The following is a 20575-nucleotide window of genomic DNA, read 5'->3' as shown; positions in this document are numbered from 1 at the left end:
CACCGGAAACGGCGACACCGCCATATCCGGCCTCCGGTTCCGCTTCGCTCCACCTCCGTCCGGATATGGCGGCGATGGGCTTAATCCACTAACAAACCTATCGGTCCACTCGGTGGGGGCAGATCACATTGCCGATCGGCGGAGCTATGTCGCCGCCAATGCGTCGCGGCTTCACGACCGTGATAAATGTCGTCGCCGAATTGACGAATGAACGACCGCGTTCGAGATCGTCTAAGCGACCGTGAAAGGCTGACATTGCGGACGCCCATTGATGTCCCCCGCGGCCAGCGATCGCCCTCTATGAGACTGTTGGGGCCGCGATGTATTTCGCAGCATTTTCCTGACAATGCGCCCGAACGCGTGCGATCCAACTTTCGAACCACACCCACGTGTTCTGGTAGTCGCCGGCCTTACCGAAGCCTTTTGCAGGATCCTTTGCGCCCAACTCTTTCCAAAGAGCTGTATGCTGGGATTGGTTGAAACGTGGATAGCCCTCGGCATGCATCGCCTCGACAACCTGCGTTGCAGTATAGCGCGCTTTGTCCACCTCCTTGAGCAGAACCGCGTTAATCGCCTTCGCCTCTTCCGAATCCGGCTTGATGAATTCAATTGCGGTGTCGGACTTGCTCGCCTTGCTGCCCACCTTAGGCACGAATGCAACGCGATACGTGAATGCTGGATCCTTGAGTTCGTCATCCGTCATGCTCTCGTGAAAAGCATCCATGGTTGAAGCGATCGTCGCGGGCAGCGTGCTCGCGCTCTTCAGCCCCGTCGCTTGAGCCGCATCGAATGTGACAAACTGGAGCGCGATCGGCAGCCGCCGCTCAAGACCGAACTGGACCCCGAACCAAGATCGAATGGCATCATTAAAGTTGATGCAGCACGCCTGCATCAGCGGCCCAAGAGCGTCATCGATCCGATTGGTGGATCGGTGTTCAATCTCGTGTCGGATTTCGAGCAGCAACTCCAGGTTTTGCCTGACTGCTTTTGAGACCGGGATCTTATCGTTGCGGAGGCACTTACCGAGCTCCCAGTAGGCCTCTGCACCACTCTTGAGCAGCTTTACCGCACCGTTTTCCTTATAACGAAAGTCTATGCCCTCCCGCTTAAACCAAGCGTGGCAAAGGTAGGTCCAGCCGATCATCGCCGTCGTGATGAATATCTCCGCACGAAAGTGGATGCCCGCTGCATTGAAATTGTGCACGGCTGCGATCATTGCTTCTCGTGACTTCACGAGCAGTTCGTCACCGCGCAGACTCAGCCCGGTCTCTCCGTCGACATCGGGCCAGCAGCTGAGAAATTCATTCAGCTGCTCAGCGGTGGCAGCTTTCACGGCCTTCTGCTTCGTTTCTGACCGAATTTCCGAGATTGCGCGGTGATTGATCGAGCGCGTCGGACGAGTGAAATACGCTAGGACGTCTTGGTCATTGTATTTCTTAGTCGCAAGCATCGCCTTGACCAGCGCGACTTCCCATCGCTCGAGCCGATGACCACGCTTTCGCTCTGGCATAAAGCAGCCCCCTTCTCGTCCCTAATACGGCGAATCCGGCGAAACCGCCAAACCGAGCCGTAAGGGTAGCGGGAAAAGCCAATACAATTCGCGCTCTGGGCTAGACTACGGATGGCCGCTTGCAGGACCGATACCTTACAACAGGAAGGCCCGTAGTTGGGGCGCATTCCCGATCGGCCGGTTGTGGCAATAGCGGCCTACCGCGACGCAGAAGCCCGGATCACGAGTTCCGGCACAATGCGTTCGCGGACAATCGGCGTTTCAGCGGTGCCCGCAATTCGCGCCAACAGGCGCTCCGTCGCGCGCTGGGCGACTTCCTGAAACGGCAACACAAGTGTCGAAAGCGGCGGCTCCATATAGCGGGTGAACGGGTGATTGCCCCAACCCATCACCAGTACGTCGTTCGGCACGCGGATCCCGCGCTCGCTCAACGCGCGATACAGGCCCAGCGCATAATAGTCGTCGCCTACCAGGAATGCGTCCGGCCGACGACCGCGATCGAGCAGGTCGCTGGCGACGCGATAGGCATCGTCGGCATTCCAGGACCGCGACACCCGGAACGACCGCGCGGGAGGCACCAGTGCCAGATGCATTCGCGGATCGAACTTCACGCCATGTGCCTCCATCGACGCGCGAAAACCCTCGATCCGCAGACGGATGGTGGAGAAGGGCATGTCCTCGTCGATCAGCACGATGTCCTTCGCGCCCCGCGCGAATACCGCTTCGGCCGTCAGGCGAATGCCCGCCTCGTTATCGGTCGAGAAGAAATCGACCTCGAGCTCGGGCAACTCGCGGCTGACGAGGACGAGCGGGATTTCCGCTTTCAGCACCGGGGTCCATGCATTCGAGCGATCATGCACCGGGGCGGCGATCAGCCCGTCGAGGCCTGAGCGCAGCGCGCGGTTGATCGCCTGACGCTCGCGCTCGGCGGACTCGTAAGTCAGCAGCAACATCGTCGTATATCCCTCCTGCTGCGCGCGCAGCTCGACCTCGCTGACGAGATCGGAGAAAAAGGGATTGGAGATATTGGCGACGATCACCCCGATCGTCTTTCGCGAGCCCAGTACCAACGAACGGGCATGGACGTTGGGCACATAGCCCTGGCGTTCGGCCTCCGCCTTGATCAGCGCGCGGGTCGCTGCGCTAACGCCCGGCCGTTCGTTCAATGCGCGCGATATCGTGTTGGCGGTCAGGCCCAGCCGGTCGGCAATGTCATGCAAAGTCGGCGGTCGCCGCCCGTTGCCTATATCCGCCATGCGAAGCCTCCGGAAGTCATGCCGAACCGTAACGGGCACCACCAGGCCTGCCAACAGGCAACGGTGTCGCGCATGATAGATTAACGATCTTGTTCAGATGGTGTGGCTGACCCGCAGTTCTGGTCGGAGCGGCCTATTGAAACCTCAAATTATGAGGATGATTGCGAAACTCCGGAAGGTGTGCCACGATCATTATCGTTATCTCAAAGGTTGAATTGCTGTTTGGAGCGGGTGCGCCATGAACAAACTCTCTCGATGCGCACTTCCGGCGCTGTCGTCGGGATATGAGCCCGTCGATTACGAGCTGGCGGAGGTCACCCCGGGCATCGTTCATATCGGATTGGGTGGCTTTCATAGGGCGCATATGGCGCGATACACGCATGACCTGATGGGGATCGACCCCGAGGCGCGCGGCTGGGGCATTCGCGGGGCTGGACTCCGCGCGGCGGATTCGCCGCTTCTTAAAGCGCTTGGCGCGCAGGACGGCGTTTACACGCTTGTCGAACGAGAAGGCGACGCCGAGAATCGTGTGCTGATCGGATCGATCGTGGAGACGATCGATGCTTCAGGCGCGACCGCGGCGCTGCTGGCGGTGATCGACGATCCCCGAACCCGGATCGTCAGCGCGACGGTCACCGAGAACGGCTATCATCTCGATCGCGCGACCAAACAACTAAATCTGCACAGCGATGAAATCCGCCACGATGTCGCGCAGCCGCGCTCCCCGCGCACGCTTCCCGGAATCCTCGTCGAAGCTTATCGCCGCCGCCGCGCGCGCGGCGAGTCTGCGTTCACCGCGCTGTCGTGCGACAACATCCAGCATAATGGAAACGTCCTTAAGTCCGCGGTGCTGAAGCTGGCGCACCAGCAGGATGACGATCTGGCCGACTGGATCGAGACCCATGCGCGCTTTCCCAATTCGATGGTGGATCGGATCACACCGGTGCCGACGGCGGAGGATATCGCAGCCCTCGCAGCGGAGACCGGGATCGACGACCGCGCCTCGCTCAGCGCCGAGTTGTTTCGCCAATGGGTGATCGAGGATGAGTTCGTGGCCGGGAGGCCGGCATGGGAAAAGGTCGGAGCCCAATTCGTCGAGGACGTGACGCCGTACGAGTTCATGAAACTTCGCCTGCTCAATGCCAGCCATCTTGGGGTTTCCGGCTTGGGTCAGCTGTCGGGTCACAGGCTGGTAAGCGAGGCGGTCGGCGACGATTTGATCCGGCGTTACATGATTGCCCTGATGGATGAGGAGCTGACCCCGACGCTGATGCCGGTCCCGGGGATCGATCTGGCGGCGTACAAGCGTCGACTGGTCGCGCGGTTCGCCAACACGGCGATCAAGGATACGACGCAGCGCGTGAATACGGACGCGCCGGTCAACGTGCTGCTCGATCCGTTGCGCGATCGTCTCGCCGCGAACGAGCCGATTGATCTTCTGGCGCTGGGATTGGCTGCATGGCTACGCCGTGTGCGCGGGATCGACGAGCAGGGCGCCGCGATCCATGTCGTCCACCCGATGGCCGCGATGCTCGCCGAACAGGCCGAAGCCGGTGGTGGCGATCCGGCGCCGCTGCTCTCCATCACCGCGCTCTTCGGCAATCTGGGGCAGGATCCGCGTGTGCTCGCCGCCGTGGGCGAATGGCTCGGGTCGATCTACGATATCGGGACGCGAGCAACGATCGAGCAGGCCGCAGCGCGAGGGCTGTTCGACACGCGGCCCCATGGGATGGGCCCGACCGCTACTGCGGCGATCCACGCCGCCAATTAGGTCAGGCGGCAAGCGTGGTGCTTGCCGCATCTCAAGGCCGGCGCACGCATGTCGGCCCATCGCGACAGGAGAGCGCCGCATGTTTCTGGGCATCGATCTCGGCACGTCCGGCGTCAAGGCGGTCGTCCTGTCGCCGACCGGCGAAGTGCTGGCCCAGTCCACCGCCCCCCTGTCCGTCGATCGGCCACGCCCGCTGTGGTCCGAGCAAAATCCCGAGAATTGGTGGACGGCAACCGATCGCGCGGTGATGCAGCTTCGTCCCGAGTTGCGCGATCAGGTCCGCGGGATGGGTCTTGCCGGTCAGATGCATGGTGCAGTCCTGCTCGGTGCGGACGACATGCCGCTGCGCCCCGCGATCCTGTGGAATGACGGGCGAAGCTTCGCCGAATGTGCGGAACTCGAAAGCGCAGAGCCGAACGCGCGCGGGATCACTGGCAACATCGCAATGCCCGGCTTTACCGCCCCGAAGCTGCTGTGGGTGCGGCGCCACGAACCGGACGTATTCCGGCGCTTGCGAACTGTGCTGCTTCCCAAGGACTATCTGCGATTAAAGCTGACCGGGGAGAAGGTGTCCGAGATGAGCGATGCGGCGGGCACGCTCTGGCTCGACGTCGCACGACGCGGCTGGAGCGATCGCATGCTGGCAGCATCCGGGCTCGACCGGTGGACCATGCCTGATCTGGTCGAAGGAAACGCGGTCACCGGTCGCCTGCAGCGGGAAATGGCCGAGCGGTGGGGGATGAACCGCGTTCCTGTGGTCGCTGGCGGCGGGGACAATGCTGCAGCGGCTGCGGGAGTGGGCGTCATCGGAGAAGGCGATGCCTTGCTCTCGCTGGGAACCTCCGGCGTCACCTTCGTCGCGACGCGCGACTTCAGGCCCAATCCAGCGCGGGCGGTTCATGGCTTTTGCCACAGCCTGCCCGGCATGTGGCATCAGATGGCGGTGCATCTGTCGGCGGCAGCTTGCATCGACTGGGCGGCGCGTCAGTTGGGACTGTCGGGACCTGCCGACGTGCTGCGCATCGCCGACGGTGCTGCGCCGGGGACAGGTCCGGAAGTCTTTCTCCCCTACCTCTCCGGGGAACGAACGCCGTTCAACGATCCGCATGTTCGTGCCGGATGGTTCGGCCTCGACAACGACACCGACCCGGCGCGGCTGGCGGCGGCAGTGCTCGAAGGGGTCGCCTTTGGCCTGGCCGATGGCCTGGATGCCCTGCGCGAGGCCGGGAGCCATGTCGACGAACTGGTCATGGTCGGCGGCGGCGCGCGTTCGACAGCGTGGGGACGGATCATTGCGTCAGTGCTGCAGGTTCGGCTGATCTATGTCGAAGGGGGCGATATCGGTCCCGCGCTCGGCGCAGCGAAGCTGGCCCAACTCGGTATCGACCCTGGTTCCCCCGAAGAGATCTGCGGACGTCCGCGCGTCATAGCCGTCGCGGAGCCCGACGCCGATCTGCAAGCCATTCTCGCGCAGAAGCGCGGCAGGTATCAGGCGGCCTCTGCAGCCATACGTGGCGTTGGGCTCCAATAGTATCCGGCGCTGGTGCGATGCGCGCAAGCCGTCGCGCTCTATAACGCGACTGTCCGGCGAATTGTCATATCGCGCGTGTAGGCGACCCCGCGCCTCACACTGCTGCAACTCCGACATCGACAGCGGCATCATCCGGCCGTCGTCGCGAATCATACATTATCGTTATCTCTAAAGTCGCATTTCTGTAACGAGCGTGGGCTATCAGGGCTCGGAGCAGGAGAATATAATGACTATTTTTCAATATTATATGGAAATCTTGACCATCAGATACGCGCATGCTAGCACTATTAACGATATTATTTCGATGAGCGGCTCGCATGAACGACGCGGCCATCGTGCCACGACGGCAAAGGGGGAGTGATGGCCATGAAAAAGGCATTTCTGTTGTGCTCGGCGGCCGCCATGCTGCCGGCTCTGACCATCCCGGCCACCGCGTCGGCACAGGTTTCACCCGCAACCAGCGGGACGGTAGAGGGCGTCGTCTCGGACGCGTTCAGCCAGGACACGCTCCGCAATGCGATCGTCACCGTCGAGATCGACGGGCGGCGTTATGTCGCGCGCACGGCCGAAGATGGCAGCTACAGCATCGACGGTTTGCCGAGCGGCGACGCGACCGTGCGCGTCGAATTCATCGGCTATGTCGAAATCTCGCAACCGGTCACAATTGGTACCGATGGCGTAACAACACTCAATTTTGAGCTCAACCAGGCCGGCCGCCGCGTCGACGAGGCCGCATCGGCCGACGAAATCGTCATCCGCGGCGAACGCGAAGGTCAGCAGCGTTCGATCATGGCGCAGCGCAGCGAGCTTCAGATCGCGGACGTGCTGCAGACCGAAACCTATGGCGATATCGCCGGCGGCAATCCGGGCGAGTTCCTAAAATATATGCCGGGAATCGACGTCGACGGGTCGAACGGCACCGCGGTCTATGTCGGCCTGCGCGGCCTCCCGGCCGGGTTCACCCGCACCCAGCTCAACGGCATGGACATCGTGTCGGCCAACGCCAACGCGGCGACCGGATATAGCAGCGCGGCACAGGCGGCGCGCGTCTTCAGCTATGAATCCATGGGTCTGTCGGCGATCGAATCCGTGACGGTCTACAAGACCACGGGCGCCGATCAGAATGCCGATGCGCCCGCTGGTATCATCAATCTCGAGACTCGGCGCGCAGCAAGTCGCCGGAAGCCTTCGCTGGTGCTGAGCATCGAGGGCATGACACATGAAAACATGTGGGATCGGTACAACAACACCGGCCCCCAGGCGGACGGCGGCTTCAACGGGCAGAAGTTTCTGCCGAATGCCAGCATCCTGTACCGGGACAGCTTCTTCGGCCGTCGCCTTGGCGTCAGCTTCTCCGCTTCGATCAACCAGCAATATTTCGAGCGTGAGCAGATCGTCTCAAGCCGGAATTTCCGCAATTCGGTCAACGCCCCCTATCCGCTGGAGCTCTACGCCTTCGAGCAGGGTTCCTATCATCGGCTGGTGACCCGCAAGAACGCCACTCTGGTCCTCGACTTCAAGGCGGCGCCGAACCTGACGCTCGGCGCCATCGGCATCATGTCGCGCGGCGACGTGTTCCAGCGTGCAACCACGGTCGAGGTCATTGCTGACACCAGCACGGGTGCCCGCGGCCTGCTGAACCTCCAAGGCGGTCCGGCCACCGCCGAGGACGCGCTGTCGGCATTCGTCACGCGGCAACCTGCGACGACGACGACCATCACCTCGGGCTCCACCAATGCGAACAAGATCAACAAGGGCAACATCGCCGCGTTGAACTTCGACTGGAAGCACAATGGCTGGCACATCGACGGCTATTATGCCTATTCGGACACGCACTCCTATTATGACTCCCCGGCCAAGGGGCAGGTGACCAACTCGTCGTCGATCAGCTCGCGCGGCAATTTCTCGGCGATCAAGGGCAGCCCCGGCCTGACCGATCTCGATTTCGCGATCACGCAGGTCAGCGGCGCGGACTGGTCCAATCCCGCGAACTGGACGCTGCCCACCGGCAGGCCGACGATCACGCTGTCGAGCAATGCCTATGGCAAGCTGGCGCAGCATTCGGGCGCGATGAATATCCGCTATGCCGCCGATTTCGGAAACGTTCCGGTCGAGTTCCAGACCGGGTTCAAGATCACCGACACGCTCTATGATTTCGGGACGACCGCGGCGACGCCGTTCCAATATGTCGGTCCCATGAGCAACGCGGAGTTCCTCGCCGCGTTCGTCAGCCCGTACACGCACAATGTCACCAACAAGAGCGGGTTCTCGATCACCTCGCTCTCCGGCTCGCGGTACATCCCCGCACTCGACCTCGGGAGGCTTTGGCAGGATTACAACAGCAATCCCGGCAACTGGAGCAGCACAGCCACCGCCGCGCAATATCGCGCCACCAATTACGGCACGACCGATTATGGCGAGATGATCAAGGCGCTGTACGGCATGGTCACGGTCAAGCCGTCCGAAGCGCTGAGCTTGCGCGTCGGGTTGCGCGGCGAATGGACCGACAGTCGGGCCGATGTCTATCAGTCGCTGCCGCGCGCCCAGATCCTCGCCTATCGACCGCCCGGCGCCACCGCCAATTGCGCGATTACGGCAACGACCGGTGTCGCCACCACCATTCCGTGTATCGACTATCAGTATAGCGGGGGACAGACCCGGCTGAGTGGCGGCTTCTTCAACCTGTTCCCCAGTGCGCAGATGAAGGCCACGCTATTTGACGATTACGATCTTCAGGTCGGCTATAGCCGTTCCGTCCTCCGCTCCGGCATCGATTCCTATGCCAGCCAGCCCAGCGAGAGCCTGACTGGCAGCGATCTGGGCGGGCCATTGCTGACGGTGCCCAACCCGAACCTCACGCCGGCCTATTCCGACAATGTGTCGGCCCGCCTGTCGCATTATTTCAAGACGGTCGGGATGGTGAATCTCGGCATCTACTACAACAAGATCCGGGGCCTGCCGCAGACACTGGAATTCTCGCGCGAGGAAGCGCTCGAGATACCGGAGCTTGCACCCTATGCCAGCGATCCCGTGTTCGCCGGGGCCGGCTTCCGCTACGCCATCGCGCAGCAAGTCGATGTCGTGTCGATCTGGGGTCTCGAGGCGGCGTTCCAGCACAGCTTCACCTGGCTGCCCGCGCCGTTCGACGGCTTCTCGCTGCGCGGCGCGTTCACGCACAACACCCCCAACCGCCCGCTGATCCGCTGGGGTCGCAATATCGGTTCGCTCGCGATGAGCTACGAAAAGGGTCCGGTGAAGCTGAACGTCAATCTGCTGTGGAACGACGACAAACCGCGCACGCTGGCCGCCGATGGTGAGACGCTGGCAACATGGTTCCAGGCGATGACGCAGATCAACGTCTCGGGACGGGTCAAGCTCACCAAGACGTTCGAAACCTATTTTACGGTCACCAACCTGCTCAACTCGGGCCTGATCGTGATGCAGCCCGGATCGAACGTGACCGCGGTATCGGACTTCCCCAACTTCTCGCCGCTCACCGTTTATAACGGCCGCACTGCAAGCTTCGGTCTGCGGGCGCGTTTCTAAGATTGCTGGCGACCACGGTCGCCAGCCGAACTCTCATCCAAGAATAGCCTTTTAACTCCATCGTTCACCGGGATAGCGCCGCCAATGCAAAAACACGTTTTTCTTCGAGAGCGCGGACTTGAGAAGTTCAATCCACTCGACCGCATCATCACCTATGACGATTTCGATCGCGGCTTTAACGGCTGGATGGATCTGACGCCCAACTTCGTCTATCCTGATTTTCAGCAGGCGCCGGGTCCGATCGACGTCGCAAGCTGGGCGCCGACGATGTTGAGCTCGGCACCGATGCGGTTCGCATCGTCGCACGGCTCGATGGAGGGGACCTATTCACTCAAGCTGAGCACCAAGCCGGTCGCGAACCGGTGGGAGGAGCCTGTCGCGCCGGGCAGCATGGGTTGTGCGATCAAGCGCCTGTCGCGCTTCGGCAACCCGAACAAGTTGCAGATCGAGGCGTGGTACACCTACACGCCGCAGCAGGACCGCGAAGGGCTCGGCGAAGAGGATATTCGCGCGTTCGGTTTCTATTTCGACGTTCAGGATTCCGAATTCCGCTACAAGCCGGGCGTTCGCTACGTCAATTCGATCAACGGCCAGCTGGTCAAGAAATGGCAATATTGGCAGGCGGCCGAAGGCGTGACGACCGAGGAATGGTGCGGTCTGGAAGACGGCTGGTACCTGCCCGGTATCGACAATCACTTTTACGGCCGGCGCTATCCCGACGGCTCGTCCGACGGGTATCAATGGGTCCCGGACGGCGCGCAGGAGCTGGTCTATAACGAGAGTCCGGACAAGCTGAACTGGAATTATTTCCGGCTGCTGATCGATTATAACAAGCGAGAATATATCGAGCTGCAAAGTCAGGACCGGATCTTCGATCTGCGTGGAATCGCGCCGACCGCGACGCCCGGATACAAGGGCATCGATAACCTCATCAATCCAATCTTCTATATCGAGACGGACACGAACCGCAGCGTCAACCTGTTCCTCGATTCCGTGGTTTATTCGATCGAATAGCCAACATTCTCGATCGATATTTGGGAGTTCGTGAGTTGCTCACATCCGTTACATCCGTACTCGAACGACGCCTGCCGATTTTCGGTCCCCACACGACGCACCCGTACGAGGCGTCATGGGCGCGGGAAGCGGTGTTCTTTCTGCAGACCGAGCACACAACATGCACCTTGTCCGTCCAGGCGCAAATCTCGCCTGACGGGTTGCACTGGATCGACATCGAAGAGCCGATCTCGGTTCCGCCGGAGCAGCCACTCGCCGCGTTGCGCCTGACGACGTTCGGTGGCTGGCTGCGCTTTGCGATCGATGGCGCGAGCGAGGCTTCGCCGTCGACCATCCTGATCCATCTCTCGCTCAAAGGCTGAGGCGTGACCGAAGCAGCGGAAACCGTGACCCAACCCACGGAAAAACAGCGCCGCCGAGTGCTCTTTGCGACCACGATCGGCGCGGCGCTCGAATGGTATGACTTCACCCTTTACGGCATCGCCAGCGCTGTCGTTCTGGCGCCGCTGTTCTTTCCGTCGGAAGATCCGCTGTTTTCGCTGCTCGGCGCTCTCGCCAGCTACGGCGTCGGCCTGTTCGCGCGCCCGTTCGGCAGCTTCTTTTTCGGGAATATGGGCGACAAGCTGGGTCGCCAGAAGATCCTGGTCATCACGCTGATCCTGATGAGCGTGTCGACCTTCCTGATCGGGTGCCTGCCGACGTTCGACACGATCGGGTACTGGGCGCCGGCGATCCTGGTGGTGCTGCGTATCCTTCAGGGGCTGGGTGCCGGTTCGGAATATGCCGGTGCGACGCTGATGGCGTTCGAGTATGCGCCGAAGCATCGCCGCGGGTTGTTGGCTGCGATCCCCGCGACCGGCAATCCGCTCGGCATGCTGCTGGCGTCCGCGGTGTTCGGCGCGGTGGCGATGCTGCCGACCGACGACTTCATGAGCTGGGGCTGGCGCATCCCGTTCCTACTGAGCGCGCTATTGTTCGTGATTGGCCTCTATATCCGGTCTCGGGTCGAGGAATCTCCCGCCTTCGAAAAAGCCAAGCTGGAGCGTCCCGCCGCGCGGACCGGGATGGGCGAGCTGTTTCGCAACCATCGCGGCCCGTTCGTGAAGGCGCTGATGCTCAATGGCGGCCCGAACGTCACCGGGTACCTGCCCGCTGCGTTCGGTCTGGCGTACATGACCGCGACGCTCAAATTCCCGCCGAGCGTCGGGGTCACCATCTTCGCCATTTCCAATTTCGTCCTGCTTGCGGTGCAACCCCTGGCGGGGTTGCTGGCGGACCGGGTCGGCGGTCGGCGGGTATTCATCGGCGGGGCCATGCTGGGCGCTGCCTCGGCGTTTCCCTTCTTCTGGTTTCTCGAGAGCGGCCAGCCGCCGCTGATCCTGCTCGCCTATCTGCTGCTGTTCACCTTTTCCGGCGGCATCATGCTCGGCGCGCAGGCATCGTTCCTCGCCGACCAGTTCCCGACCGAAGTCCGGTTCAGCGGCGTCGCGATCTCGCGCGAACTGGCGAGCGGGCTGGTCGGCGGCACGCTGCCGATCATCGCCACCGCATTGACCAGCGCCGTCAACGGGACGTGGTTGATCGGCCTGCTGAGCCTGGTGCTGATGCTCATCGCCATCCTCGGCGCCTACCTCTCACGCGGGCTCAAGGCGGTCCCCGATCTTGCTCCGCCATCGGACCGCTGACCGCGACCGGACAACAGAAAGAGAAAAGAGATGAAGGCACTATTGCAACTCGCCGTCGCTTCCGCGCTTGTCGCGTCCGGCGGAACCAGCGCCGCTCAGCAAAAGACCGTGGGCCTGCGTCTGCCCGCCTGGACCCCGGGCGAGCTGGATATCTATGCCATCAACACCGGGCGCGGTGACGCTCAGTTCTTCATCTTTCCCGACGGCACCACGATGCTGGAGGACGCCAGCGGCGGCACGAAAGTCGGACCGGCGCCCTTCCTAATACCCAGCAAACCGAACGGCTCGCGACCGCCGGCCGAATGGGTGGCGCGCTTCATCAAGCAGGTTGCGCCGCGGGATAACCAGAAGATCGACTATGCGGTGCTCTCGCATTTCCATGGCGACCATATGGGCATCATCGTCCCGGATTCGCCGCTGTCGAAGAACCGCGCCTATCAGCTGAGCGGTATCACCGAGGTTCCCGAGTTCGTGCCGATCGCCAAGATCGTCGATCGCGGCTGGCCGAACTACAATTATCCGGTGACCATCGAGAATGCGACGATGGCCAATTATCGCAAGTTCCTCGACTGGCAGACGGCGCATAACGGCCTGCGCGTCGAGCAGTTCAAACCCGGCCATAACGACCAGCTCACCATGCTGCGTGACCCGAAGCGGTTCCCGGAGTTCGAGGTGCGCAACATCGCCGCGAACGGCGTGGTGTGGACCGGCAAGGGTTCGGCGTCGCGCAACACCGTGCCGCCGCTGACGTCGCTCAAGCGATCGGATTCCCCGCTTGAGAACAATCTGAGCCTGGTGTTCCGGATCAGCTATGGCCCATTCGATTATTACACGGGCGGCGACCTCTCCAGTAAGCCGGGGGAAACCGAGTTCGAACCCGCCGCCTGGAAGGATATCGAAAGCGCCGTCGGCCAGGCCACCGGCCCGGTCGATGTGATGAAGGCGAACCATCACGCCAGCTGGGACGCGAACAGTTCAGGGCTACTCTCGCGGCTTCGTCCGCGCGTGATCCTTGTCACTGCGCGCGCCGACGGTCATCCCGCTCAGAACACCTATGAGCGGATGACATCCAAACGGATATGGCCGGGCGACCGCGATATCTTCATTACCAACCTGTCGCCGTCTACGCGCGCCACGACCTATGACAGCAAGCACGCCAAGAGCGCGCAAGGCCATGTCGTCGTCCGCGTCGCGCCGGGCGGCGCCAGCTATCGCGTGTTCGTGCTGGAGGATGGCGATGAATCGCTGCGCGTGAAGGCTGAATTCGGGCCTTATCCGTCGCGTTGAGCCGCTCTCACACCTAACTCCGAGAGCCAGCCATGAAATTCTTAGCCGACACCGCCGACACCAACGACATTCGCGAGCTGGCGGATGCCGGCCTGCTCGACGGGGTGACCACCAACCCGTCGCTGATCCACAAGGCGGGGCGCAACTTCCTGGAGGTCGTCGCGGAAATCTGCGGCATCGTCGATGGGCCGGTGTCGGCCGAAGTGGTCGCGCTCGACTATGACGGCATGATGCGCGAGGCGGAGATCGTGCGGAAGATCGCCGACAATGTCGCGGTCAAGCTGCCGCTGACGATCGAGGGGCTGAAGGCGTGCAAGGCGCTGACCAGCGACGGGACGATGGTCAATGTGACTTTGTGCTTCTCGGCCAATCAGGCGCTGCTGGCGGCGAAGGCCGGGGCGACCTTCATCTCGCCCTTCGTGGGGCGGCATGACGATATCGGGTTCGACGGGATGGACCTGATCGGCGACATTCGCCTGATCTATGACAATTATGCGTTCGAGACCGAAATCCTGGTCGCCAGCGTGCGCCATCCGATCCACATTCTCGAGGCCGCGAAGCTGGGCGCCGATGTGATGACCGCACCGCCGTCGGTGATCCGTCAGTTGGTCAAGCATCCGCTGACCGACACGGGGATCGAGGGCTTCCTGTCCGACTGGGCGAAGACCGGGCAGACGATCGCCTGAACGTTGATCGCTCAGGCGCTCAAAGCAAATCGACGGAGAAGAAGATGGTCAAATCCCGCCCTCTGCTGAGTTGCATGGTGCTATCCTTAGCATGGCTGATCACGGGTGGCGCATCCGATGATCGCGATGGATTTCTCTCGCCGGGCGAGTTCGATGTCGCCACTGTGCTCGAGCCAGCACCGCGTCGCGCGGATCCGCGATACGGGGCGGACCGCAAAATCTTTCGTGCCACACGGGCGCTGCAAGGCACGCCACGCTGGCAGTTGGCGACCAATGATACCAAGACCAGCGCAGCCGCGATGATGCAAAACTTCAGCTGCGCGGCGGGCATCGAGTTGACGCCGCAGGCTGCGCCCAAACTGGCCGAGCTGGTTCGCAGAGCCAGCCTGGATACTGTGGGACAAACATCTCTGGCGAAGGGGGTATTCGCCCGGGCACGCCCGTTCCTGATCGACCGCGGTCCGGTCTGCCAGCCGGTCCAGGAACTGCTGGATCGCAAGCACAACCGGATGAGCTACGACTATCCTTCCGGTCACACGACCCTCGGCTGGACGTGGGCGCTCGTGCTAACCGCGGTCATGCCCGAGCGTGGGCAGCAGATTCTCGCGCGCGGGCGCGCTTATGGTGAAAGCCGGTTCGTTTGCGGAGCGCATAACAAGAGCGCGGTCGAGGCCGGCTTTCAATCCGCATCGGCGACGATGGCGATCATCTCCTCCAAATCGACATACCAATCGGCCCTGGCAGGGGCTCGGGAGGAGGTCGCGGCTCTCAAGATCAAGGGCGCAGCACCGACTAGGGCTGAGTGCGACGAGGAGAAGAAGCTCATTACGCTGAACCTCTTCCATTGACCAACCCCGACATCCTGCAATTGATCAGGTCGCTAGGCGACCAAGTTCCGCCCGCAGGGCACGACACGGATGTGATAGCCTATCGCGAAGCCGTTGCAGCACGTCCCCGGCAATCGTCGAAACAGGCCGTGGATTTCGTATTCGACGATCATGTTTCGACCGGACAGAATGTGATACCCGTCCGCTACTATCGCCATGGAAGCTCCATCGACGCGCAGCCGACGTTGATCTACTTCCATGGCGGCGGGTTCGTCAGCGGAACCCTCGATACCCACGACAGCATCTGCCGACGCCTGGCACGCGATACCGGCTGGATCATTGTATCGGTGGACTATCGCCTGGCCCCGGAACACCCGTATCCGGCGGCGGTCGATGATGGGCTTGCCGTCGTCGCCTGGCTGTCCGCCGGAGGCGCGGCAGCGCGCGGTCTGGACATAGGTGCGATCGCGCTCGGCGGAGACAGCGCCGGCGGCGCGATTGCCGCGGTGGTCGCATCAAGGGCATGCAAGACCGTCGCGCTCGCACATCTGCTGCTAATCTATCCCGTTCTCGATACCGATTTCGAAACCGCCTCTTACCGGGAATATGGCACCGGCTATCTGCTCACCACCAACGCCATGCGCTGGTTCTGGGATCAATATCTTGGCGCCGCGGTCGCGGCTAAATCCGCAGTGCCAGCGCGGGTCGATGTATCTGGCCTGCCCCCCACCACCATCCTCGCCGCGGGTCTCGACCCCTTGCGCGACGAGGCCGGTCGCTTTTCAGAAAAGCTCAAGGAGGCAAGGATTGACGTCTATTACCGCTGTGTCGCCGACGGCTTCCATGGCTTTCTAACGATGCCCGATCTCGACATTTCGGAAGCAAGTTTCCGTTTTCTGGCACAAAGCCTCCTCGGCAGCGAATGAAGGCTTTGCCACCATGACTGTGCCAAATGCTGATCGACCGCGACGTGAGCAATGGCGGCGGCTTTCGGGAACATCTGCCAGCCAATCGAACGGCGGCTATTGGGGCGCAAAGCTGCCGAGGCGTCAAGCGAATGCCGAGCTGCTATACAGGATCGGCGCGGCCCAATCCACGCTGCTCGAGTTCACTAACCGACAACCTTGCTGATCGGGAAAACCCTTGGCGTTACCTGAATGTTCGGCGTTCGTTCGGAGGTTTCACCGGAGAAACACCGGAGCGCACCTTGTCAAACCGCGAGACTGGGCGCGAAAAAGCCCGCTAAGTCGTTGACCTAGCGGGCTTAATCATGGTGGGCGTGGCAAGGATTGAACTTGCGACCCCTGCGATGTCAACACAGTGCTCTACCACTGAGCTACACGCCCACTCGCCTTGCGGCGAATCTCGGGAAGCGGCGCTCTAGCGGGGGTCGCCCCCCGATGCAAGCGCCCGTTTCAATTCAGGCTGGGGATTTGCCCGGCTTCGAACAGGCGATCGACCTCCAGCACCAGATCGCGCAGGTGGAAGGGCTTCGACAGCACCCGCGCCTGCGGCACCTGTTTCCCGGCCTTCAGCGTCACCGCTGCAAAGCCGGTGATGAACATGATGCGCATGTCGGGCGCGATCTCGGCGGCGCGCTGCGCCAGCTCGATCCCGTCCATTTCCGGCATGACAATGTCGCTGAGCAGCAGATCGAAGCGCTCGGCTTCGATCAGCGGCAGCGCGGCGGTGCCGCGATCGACGGCGGTGACGGCATAGCCGGACTTTTCCAGCGCGCGCGCGAGATACTCACGCATCACCTGATCGTCCTCGGCCAACAAGATCCTGATCATTCACCCCTCGTCTGCGGCCGATGGCGGCGCGGTGCCCGCCGCGATACTATGCGCGAAGCCCTTAAGAAATTCCAGCCATGCGGCGTTGCGGCAGATACGGCCGGTGCATAGAGTTGGCCGGTGCGCATATCGCCCTCCTTCGACCGTCATGGTCCCGAGCTTCCGGTGTCGCCGGTCGTGCTTTCGGTGCCGCATGCCGGGCGCGATTATCCGCTGCCGCTGCGCGCGGCGCTGCGCGTGCCGCTGCACAGCCTGCTCCCGCTCGAGGATCGCCATGCCGATACGCTGGCGCTCGCGGCGCGGGGCATCGAGACGATGCTGGTGGCAACGCGGCCGCGCGCCTGGATCGACCTCAACCGCGCCGAGCATGAGCGCGACCACCGCATCGACGAGGGTGCCGAGCCGGTGCCCGAGGCTGCACAGTCGCTCAAACTGCGCAGCGGCCTCGGCCTCATCCCGCGCCGCGCTGGGGGCACCGACCTTTGGCGCCGCCGCTTCGCTGCCGAGGAAGTGCGCGCGCGGATCGAACAGGATCACCGCCCCTATCATGCCGCGCTGGCTGCAGCACTTACGGCGGCGCGGGCGCGGTTCGGCGTGGCGGTGCTGATCGACATCCACTCGATGCCCCCGCTCGCGCCCGGCGGAGCGCGTCTGGTCATTGGCGACCGGTTCGGCCGGTCGAGCGCCGCGCGGTTCGTCGCCCGGATCGAGGGGGTGGCCCATGCCGCGCGAGTGCGCAGCGCGATCAACACGCCCTATGCCGGCGGCCATGTGCTGGAGCGCCATGCCGATCCGGCCAACAACATCCATGCGATCCAGCTGGAGTTCGACCGCAGCCTGTATCTCGATCGTCGCCGCGACCAGCCCGGGTCCGGCCTTGAGGCCACCGCACGCCTGCTGCGCGCAATCATCGATGCCGTCGCCGACGAGGCCCTACCCCTCGCCGAAGCCGCGCAATAGATTGGTTGGCGGTGCCGGCCCGCTCCCCCACCCAGCCACCCACAAGGTATCTTCAATGGGTGGCCGGGTGGGGGAGCGGGCCGGCACCGCATCAGCAAAGCTGATCCAACAACTCACAAAAAAACCGCCCGGTGTTACCACCGGGCGGCCAAGGTTCAGGGAGGAGACACGCCCGAAGGCGTGCCGCGCGGGTCCGCGAAAGGGGGGACACGAAACCGCGCTAAACACAGTATAGTAATGCTTGACCGTGGCTTCAAGGCCACAGCCGGAAATGCGACGAATGGAGGGTTGGGGCGGGACCAGGCCCGTCAGTTCCGGCCGAAATCGGCGGAAATCACCTCCGGGGCCGCACCTGCAGCCCCGGAGGGAAACGGTCAGACAGCCGGAGCGATCTGCGGCGCAACCGCGCCCAGCGCCATCTGGCGACCGAAAATCTCGCGGACCAAGCCGAGCGAGAAGAGATGGGCGTAGATCAGCGGCAGCATGCCGTTCTGCTGAATCTTGCGCAGCTGATCGCCGCGCATATCGTTGAGCTTCGCCTCATCGACCATGCGGAAACCGCGATAGATATAGGGCTGCGCCGCGCCTTCCGGCTGAATTGCGACCTCGCCATCCATCAGCAGGCCCATATCGTTGAGTTCCTTGAGGAACGCGCCGGTCTTCTGGCCCGCAATCTCGAACTCCTCGTTGAACTTCAGGATCTGCTGGACCAGCTCGCTCGGCTTGCCATCCTCGAACAGCGCGTCGCCATCCTCGAACGCACCGATCGTCTCGGTGGTCGGGTCGAAGCACAGCGAGAGCTCTTCCGCATCGGGGCGTAGGCGCGCGAGCAGGAAGGGGTAGCGGCGGATATAGGCCGGGATGTACATCGGCTCGGTCCCGCGGGGCTTGCCGTCTTCGTCAAAGAACACGTTGACGCCCTCATTGAGGCCCATCAGCGCCAGCGGCACCGGCTCGTCACCCGCCGAGAACACGATCGGCATATAACGCTGCACCAGCGGGAATTCCTCGACGGTTAGCGGCACGGCGTGCTGCTTGCCCAGGAACGGCGCGACCGACGCGGGACGAATACGGAAATTGCCATGCATCTCGCTCGAGAGCGGGAGCAGGTCGTTGTAGAAAACGGGAAGACCCTGTGCTTGCGGCGCGCTGGCCATGAAATTCTCCTGGATTTAGGTGTGCGCGGTCTATTGGTCGGCGCGCGCGGGCGCAAGCGTAACCAGTTTCCCCGGATTGAACAGATTGTCCGGATCGAATGCGCGCTTGATCGCGGCGAGTGCATGCATGCGGGCAGGCGAGGACAACCGTGCCAGTTCGTCGCGCTTCATTTGGCCGATCCCATGCTCAGCCGAGATCGAACCGCCCGCTGCGACCACCAGATCATGGACGAAGGGGCTGATTCGCGCCGAATTCTCCGCAACCCAGCCGGGATCGGCCCCGGCGGGCGCGCGCACATGGAAATGGACATTGCCGTCGCCCAGATGCCCGAATGCACCCGCACTGGTCCCCGGAAACGCCGCCTCCACCGCCGCTGCGCCATCGATCATGAAGTCCGGCATCCCCGCCACGGGCACCGAAATATCGTGCTGAAGCGCCGGCCCGCTCGCGCGCTCAGCTTCGGAAATCGAATCGCGCAGCTTCCACAATGCCTCGGCCTGCGCTTCGCTCGCAGCAATCGCCGCGTCGCGAATCAATCCGCGATCGAGTCCAATGGCGAGCAGCCGCTCCAGCGTCTGGGCGGGCGGTTCGGCCCCGGCATCGCTCGCCACCGATTCGATCAGCACATGCCAGGGATGCGGCCCCGCCAACGGATCGCGCGTGCCCGGGATATGCTCCAGCACCAGCGCCAGCGAATGCGCCGGCACGATCTCGAAGCTCTCGATCGAATCGCTCGCCGCCTCGCAGAGCCGCAGTAGGTCCAGGGCTGCGTGCGGCGAATCGACCCCGACCCAGCCGACCGCGCGCGCTGCCACCGCCGGGACCAGCTTCAGCGTCGCGGCGGTGATGACGCCCAGCGTCCCCTCCGCCCCGACCAGCAACTGGTTGAGGTCATAGCCGCGATTGTCCTTTTTGAGCGGGGCAAGTCCGTCATGCATGCTGCCATCGGGCAACACCGCCTCGACCCCGAGAACCAGCGCGCGCATCGTACCGAAGCGCAGCACCTGGGTGCCGCCTGCATTGGTTGACGTGAGGCCGCCGATGGTCGCGCTGCCCTTGGCGCCAAGCGTAAGCGGGAAGCGCCGACCCTTCGCCAATGCGGCGTCATGCAGATCGGACAGGATCACCCCGGCCTCCGCCACCGCCAGCCCCGCATCGGCATCAACCCGGCGAATCGCATTCATTCTGCGCAGCGACAGGATCGCCGCGCTGCCATCGGCGGGCGGCGTCGCCCCGCCGACCATCGAGGTATTGCCGCCCTGTGGCACCAGCGGCACGTGATGCGCCGCGGCCAGGGCGACGACCGTCGCCACGTCCGGCGTCGTGCGCGGCTGCAGCAGCAGCGTCGAAGCGCCATGATAGCGCCCGCGCCAATCGGCCAGCCACGGCGCAATCGCGTCCGGATCGGTCACCACCGCGTCCGCGCCAATGCGCGCCGCCACGGCGGCGGCAAATGCGTTCAGGGCAGCGGCGGGGTCAGGCGCAGTCATGACCCCGCGCTACCATGGCGGGACACCGGCGGGCAATTCATCCACTGTTCAACCCGGTCCG

General features: G+C 63.0%; 17 protein-coding genes, 1 tRNA gene and 1 pseudogene. 13 read left to right on the top strand and 6 right to left on the bottom strand.

Features of this window, described 5'->3' with window-relative positions; translation table 11 throughout:
• A pseudogene (locus KYX69_RS19565) lies at positions 1-92 on the top strand (integrase catalytic subunit); the annotation flags it as partial.
• 206 nt (positions 93-298) lie between these two features.
• Here the strand turns inward: KYX69_RS19565 and KYX69_RS19560 are convergent.
• Both KYX69_RS19560 and KYX69_RS19555 read right to left on the bottom strand, forming a co-directional pair.
• Positions 299-1510, bottom strand: a complete 1212-nt coding sequence (locus KYX69_RS19560; protein WP_300500539.1) for a DUF3644 domain-containing protein — start codon at positions 1508-1510, stop codon at positions 299-301.
• 197 nt (positions 1511-1707) lie between these two features.
• On the bottom strand, positions 1708-2766 hold the full coding sequence (locus KYX69_RS19555) for a LacI family DNA-binding transcriptional regulator (RefSeq protein ID WP_300500538.1): 1059 nt from the start codon (positions 2764-2766) through the stop codon (positions 1708-1710).
• Positions 2767-3004: 238 nt separating this feature from the next.
• Here KYX69_RS19555 and KYX69_RS19550 point away from each other — a divergent pair, with 238 nt between their 5' ends.
• From KYX69_RS19550 to KYX69_RS19500, 11 genes are all read left to right on the top strand, one after another.
• Complete coding sequence (locus KYX69_RS19550) at positions 3005-4537, top strand: mannitol dehydrogenase family protein (RefSeq protein WP_300500535.1); 1533 nt, start codon at positions 3005-3007, stop codon at positions 4535-4537.
• A 79-nt stretch (positions 4538-4616) separates the two neighbouring features.
• Positions 4617-6068: a xylulokinase gene (xylB, locus tag KYX69_RS19545; RefSeq protein WP_300500532.1), complete on the top strand. Its 1452-nt coding sequence runs from the start codon at positions 4617-4619 to the stop codon at positions 6066-6068.
• 366 nt (positions 6069-6434) lie between these two features.
• Positions 6435-9614, top strand: coding sequence for a carboxypeptidase regulatory-like domain-containing protein (locus KYX69_RS19540; protein WP_300500529.1), 3180 nt, complete (start codon positions 6435-6437; stop codon positions 9612-9614).
• Between the two features lie 84 nt (positions 9615-9698).
• Positions 9699-10628: a DUF6772 family protein gene (locus tag KYX69_RS19535; RefSeq protein WP_300500526.1), complete on the top strand. Its 930-nt coding sequence runs from the start codon at positions 9699-9701 to the stop codon at positions 10626-10628.
• Positions 10629-10759: 131 nt separating this feature from the next.
• Positions 10760-10990: a DUF6385 domain-containing protein gene (locus tag KYX69_RS19530; protein WP_300500545.1), complete on the top strand. Its 231-nt coding sequence runs from the start codon at positions 10760-10762 to the stop codon at positions 10988-10990.
• 3 nt (positions 10991-10993) lie between these two features.
• Positions 10994-12313 (top strand): MFS transporter, encoded by a 1320-nt coding sequence (locus KYX69_RS19525; protein ID WP_300500524.1) that lies wholly within the window; start codon positions 10994-10996, stop codon positions 12311-12313.
• A gap of 30 nt (positions 12314-12343) precedes the next feature.
• Complete coding sequence (locus KYX69_RS19520; protein WP_300500522.1) at positions 12344-13600, top strand: metallohydrolase; 1257 nt, start codon at positions 12344-12346, stop codon at positions 13598-13600.
• Positions 13601-13632: 32 nt separating this feature from the next.
• Positions 13633-14286: a fructose-6-phosphate aldolase gene (fsa, locus tag KYX69_RS19515; RefSeq protein WP_300500519.1), complete on the top strand. Its 654-nt coding sequence runs from the start codon at positions 13633-13635 to the stop codon at positions 14284-14286.
• A 44-nt stretch (positions 14287-14330) separates the two neighbouring features.
• Positions 14331-15134, top strand: a complete 804-nt coding sequence (locus KYX69_RS19510; protein WP_300500516.1) for a phosphatase PAP2 family protein — start codon at positions 14331-14333, stop codon at positions 15132-15134.
• Between the two features lie 128 nt (positions 15135-15262).
• Entirely contained in the window at positions 15263-16039 is a 777-nt protein-coding gene (locus KYX69_RS19505) for an alpha/beta hydrolase (RefSeq protein WP_300500514.1), read from the top strand.
• Positions 16040-16065: 26 nt separating this feature from the next.
• Entirely contained in the window at positions 16066-16359 is a 294-nt protein-coding gene (locus KYX69_RS19500; RefSeq protein ID WP_300500511.1) for a hypothetical protein, read from the top strand.
• Positions 16360-16384: 25 nt separating this feature from the next.
• Here the strand turns inward: KYX69_RS19500 and KYX69_RS19495 are convergent.
• Together KYX69_RS19495 and cpdR are read right to left on the bottom strand one after the other, a co-directional pair.
• A tRNA-Val gene (locus KYX69_RS19495) sits at positions 16385-16459 on the bottom strand.
• A 69-nt stretch (positions 16460-16528) separates the two neighbouring features.
• Complete coding sequence (gene cpdR / locus KYX69_RS19490) at positions 16529-16906, bottom strand: cell cycle two-component system response regulator CpdR (protein ID WP_300500508.1); 378 nt, start codon at positions 16904-16906, stop codon at positions 16529-16531.
• Positions 16907-17032: 126 nt separating this feature from the next.
• On the opposite strand from cpdR, the gene KYX69_RS19485 reads away from it, so the two are divergent.
• The gene (locus KYX69_RS19485; RefSeq protein ID WP_300500542.1) at positions 17033-17866 is read left to right on the top strand and encodes an N-formylglutamate amidohydrolase; all 834 of its coding nucleotides are present in this window, start codon (positions 17033-17035) and stop codon (positions 17864-17866) included.
• Positions 17867-18240: 374 nt separating this feature from the next.
• On the opposite strand, the gene KYX69_RS19480 is transcribed toward KYX69_RS19485, so the two are convergent.
• Both KYX69_RS19480 and KYX69_RS19475 read right to left on the bottom strand, forming a co-directional pair.
• Positions 18241-19023: a SapC family protein gene (locus KYX69_RS19480; RefSeq protein ID WP_300500506.1), complete on the bottom strand. Its 783-nt coding sequence runs from the start codon at positions 19021-19023 to the stop codon at positions 18241-18243.
• A 30-nt stretch (positions 19024-19053) separates the two neighbouring features.
• Positions 19054-20514 carry an FAD-binding oxidoreductase gene (locus tag KYX69_RS19475; protein ID WP_300500503.1) on the bottom strand — a complete coding sequence of 487 codons (1461 nt, stop codon included), beginning with the start codon at positions 20512-20514 and terminating at the stop codon, positions 19054-19056.
• Positions 20515-20575 lie beyond the last annotated feature (61 nt).

This window comes from Sphingomonas sp. (assembly GCF_030145815.1).
GTDB lineage: Bacteria > Pseudomonadota > Alphaproteobacteria > Sphingomonadales > Sphingomonadaceae > Sphingomonas.
Note: the sequence above shows the minus strand (reverse complement) of the source record. Positions and strands in the feature narration are given on the sequence as shown.

Excerpts from the sequence above, each read along its gene's own strand:
- KYX69_RS19480 (WP_300500506.1), bottom strand. The coding sequence starts at position 19,023 with ATGGCCAGCGCGCCGCAAGCACAGGGTCTTCCCGTTTTCTACAACGAC.
- xylB (WP_300500532.1), top strand. The coding sequence starts at position 4,617 with ATGTTTCTGGGCATCGATCTCGGCACGTCCGGCGTCAAGGCGGTCGTC.
- KYX69_RS19520 (WP_300500522.1), top strand. The coding sequence starts at position 12,344 with ATGAAGGCACTATTGCAACTCGCCGTCGCTTCCGCGCTTGTCGCGTCC.
- KYX69_RS19535 (WP_300500526.1), top strand. The coding sequence starts at position 9,699 with ATGCAAAAACACGTTTTTCTTCGAGAGCGCGGACTTGAGAAGTTCAAT.
- KYX69_RS19540 (WP_300500529.1), top strand. The coding sequence starts at position 6,435 with ATGAAAAAGGCATTTCTGTTGTGCTCGGCGGCCGCCATGCTGCCGGCT.
- KYX69_RS19560 (WP_300500539.1), bottom strand. The coding sequence starts at position 1,510 with ATGCCAGAGCGAAAGCGTGGTCATCGGCTCGAGCGATGGGAAGTCGCG.
- cpdR (WP_300500508.1), bottom strand. The coding sequence starts at position 16,906 with ATGATCAGGATCTTGTTGGCCGAGGACGATCAGGTGATGCGTGAGTAT.
- KYX69_RS19555 (WP_300500538.1), bottom strand. The coding sequence starts at position 2,766 with ATGGCGGATATAGGCAACGGGCGGCGACCGCCGACTTTGCATGACATT.
- fsa (WP_300500519.1), top strand. The coding sequence starts at position 13,633 with ATGAAATTCTTAGCCGACACCGCCGACACCAACGACATTCGCGAGCTG.
- KYX69_RS19550 (WP_300500535.1), top strand. The coding sequence starts at position 3,005 with ATGAACAAACTCTCTCGATGCGCACTTCCGGCGCTGTCGTCGGGATAT.
- KYX69_RS19510 (WP_300500516.1), top strand. The coding sequence starts at position 14,331 with ATGGTCAAATCCCGCCCTCTGCTGAGTTGCATGGTGCTATCCTTAGCA.
- KYX69_RS19475 (WP_300500503.1), bottom strand. The coding sequence starts at position 20,514 with ATGACTGCGCCTGACCCCGCCGCTGCCCTGAACGCATTTGCCGCCGCC.
- KYX69_RS19500 (WP_300500511.1), top strand. The coding sequence starts at position 16,066 with ATGCTGATCGACCGCGACGTGAGCAATGGCGGCGGCTTTCGGGAACAT.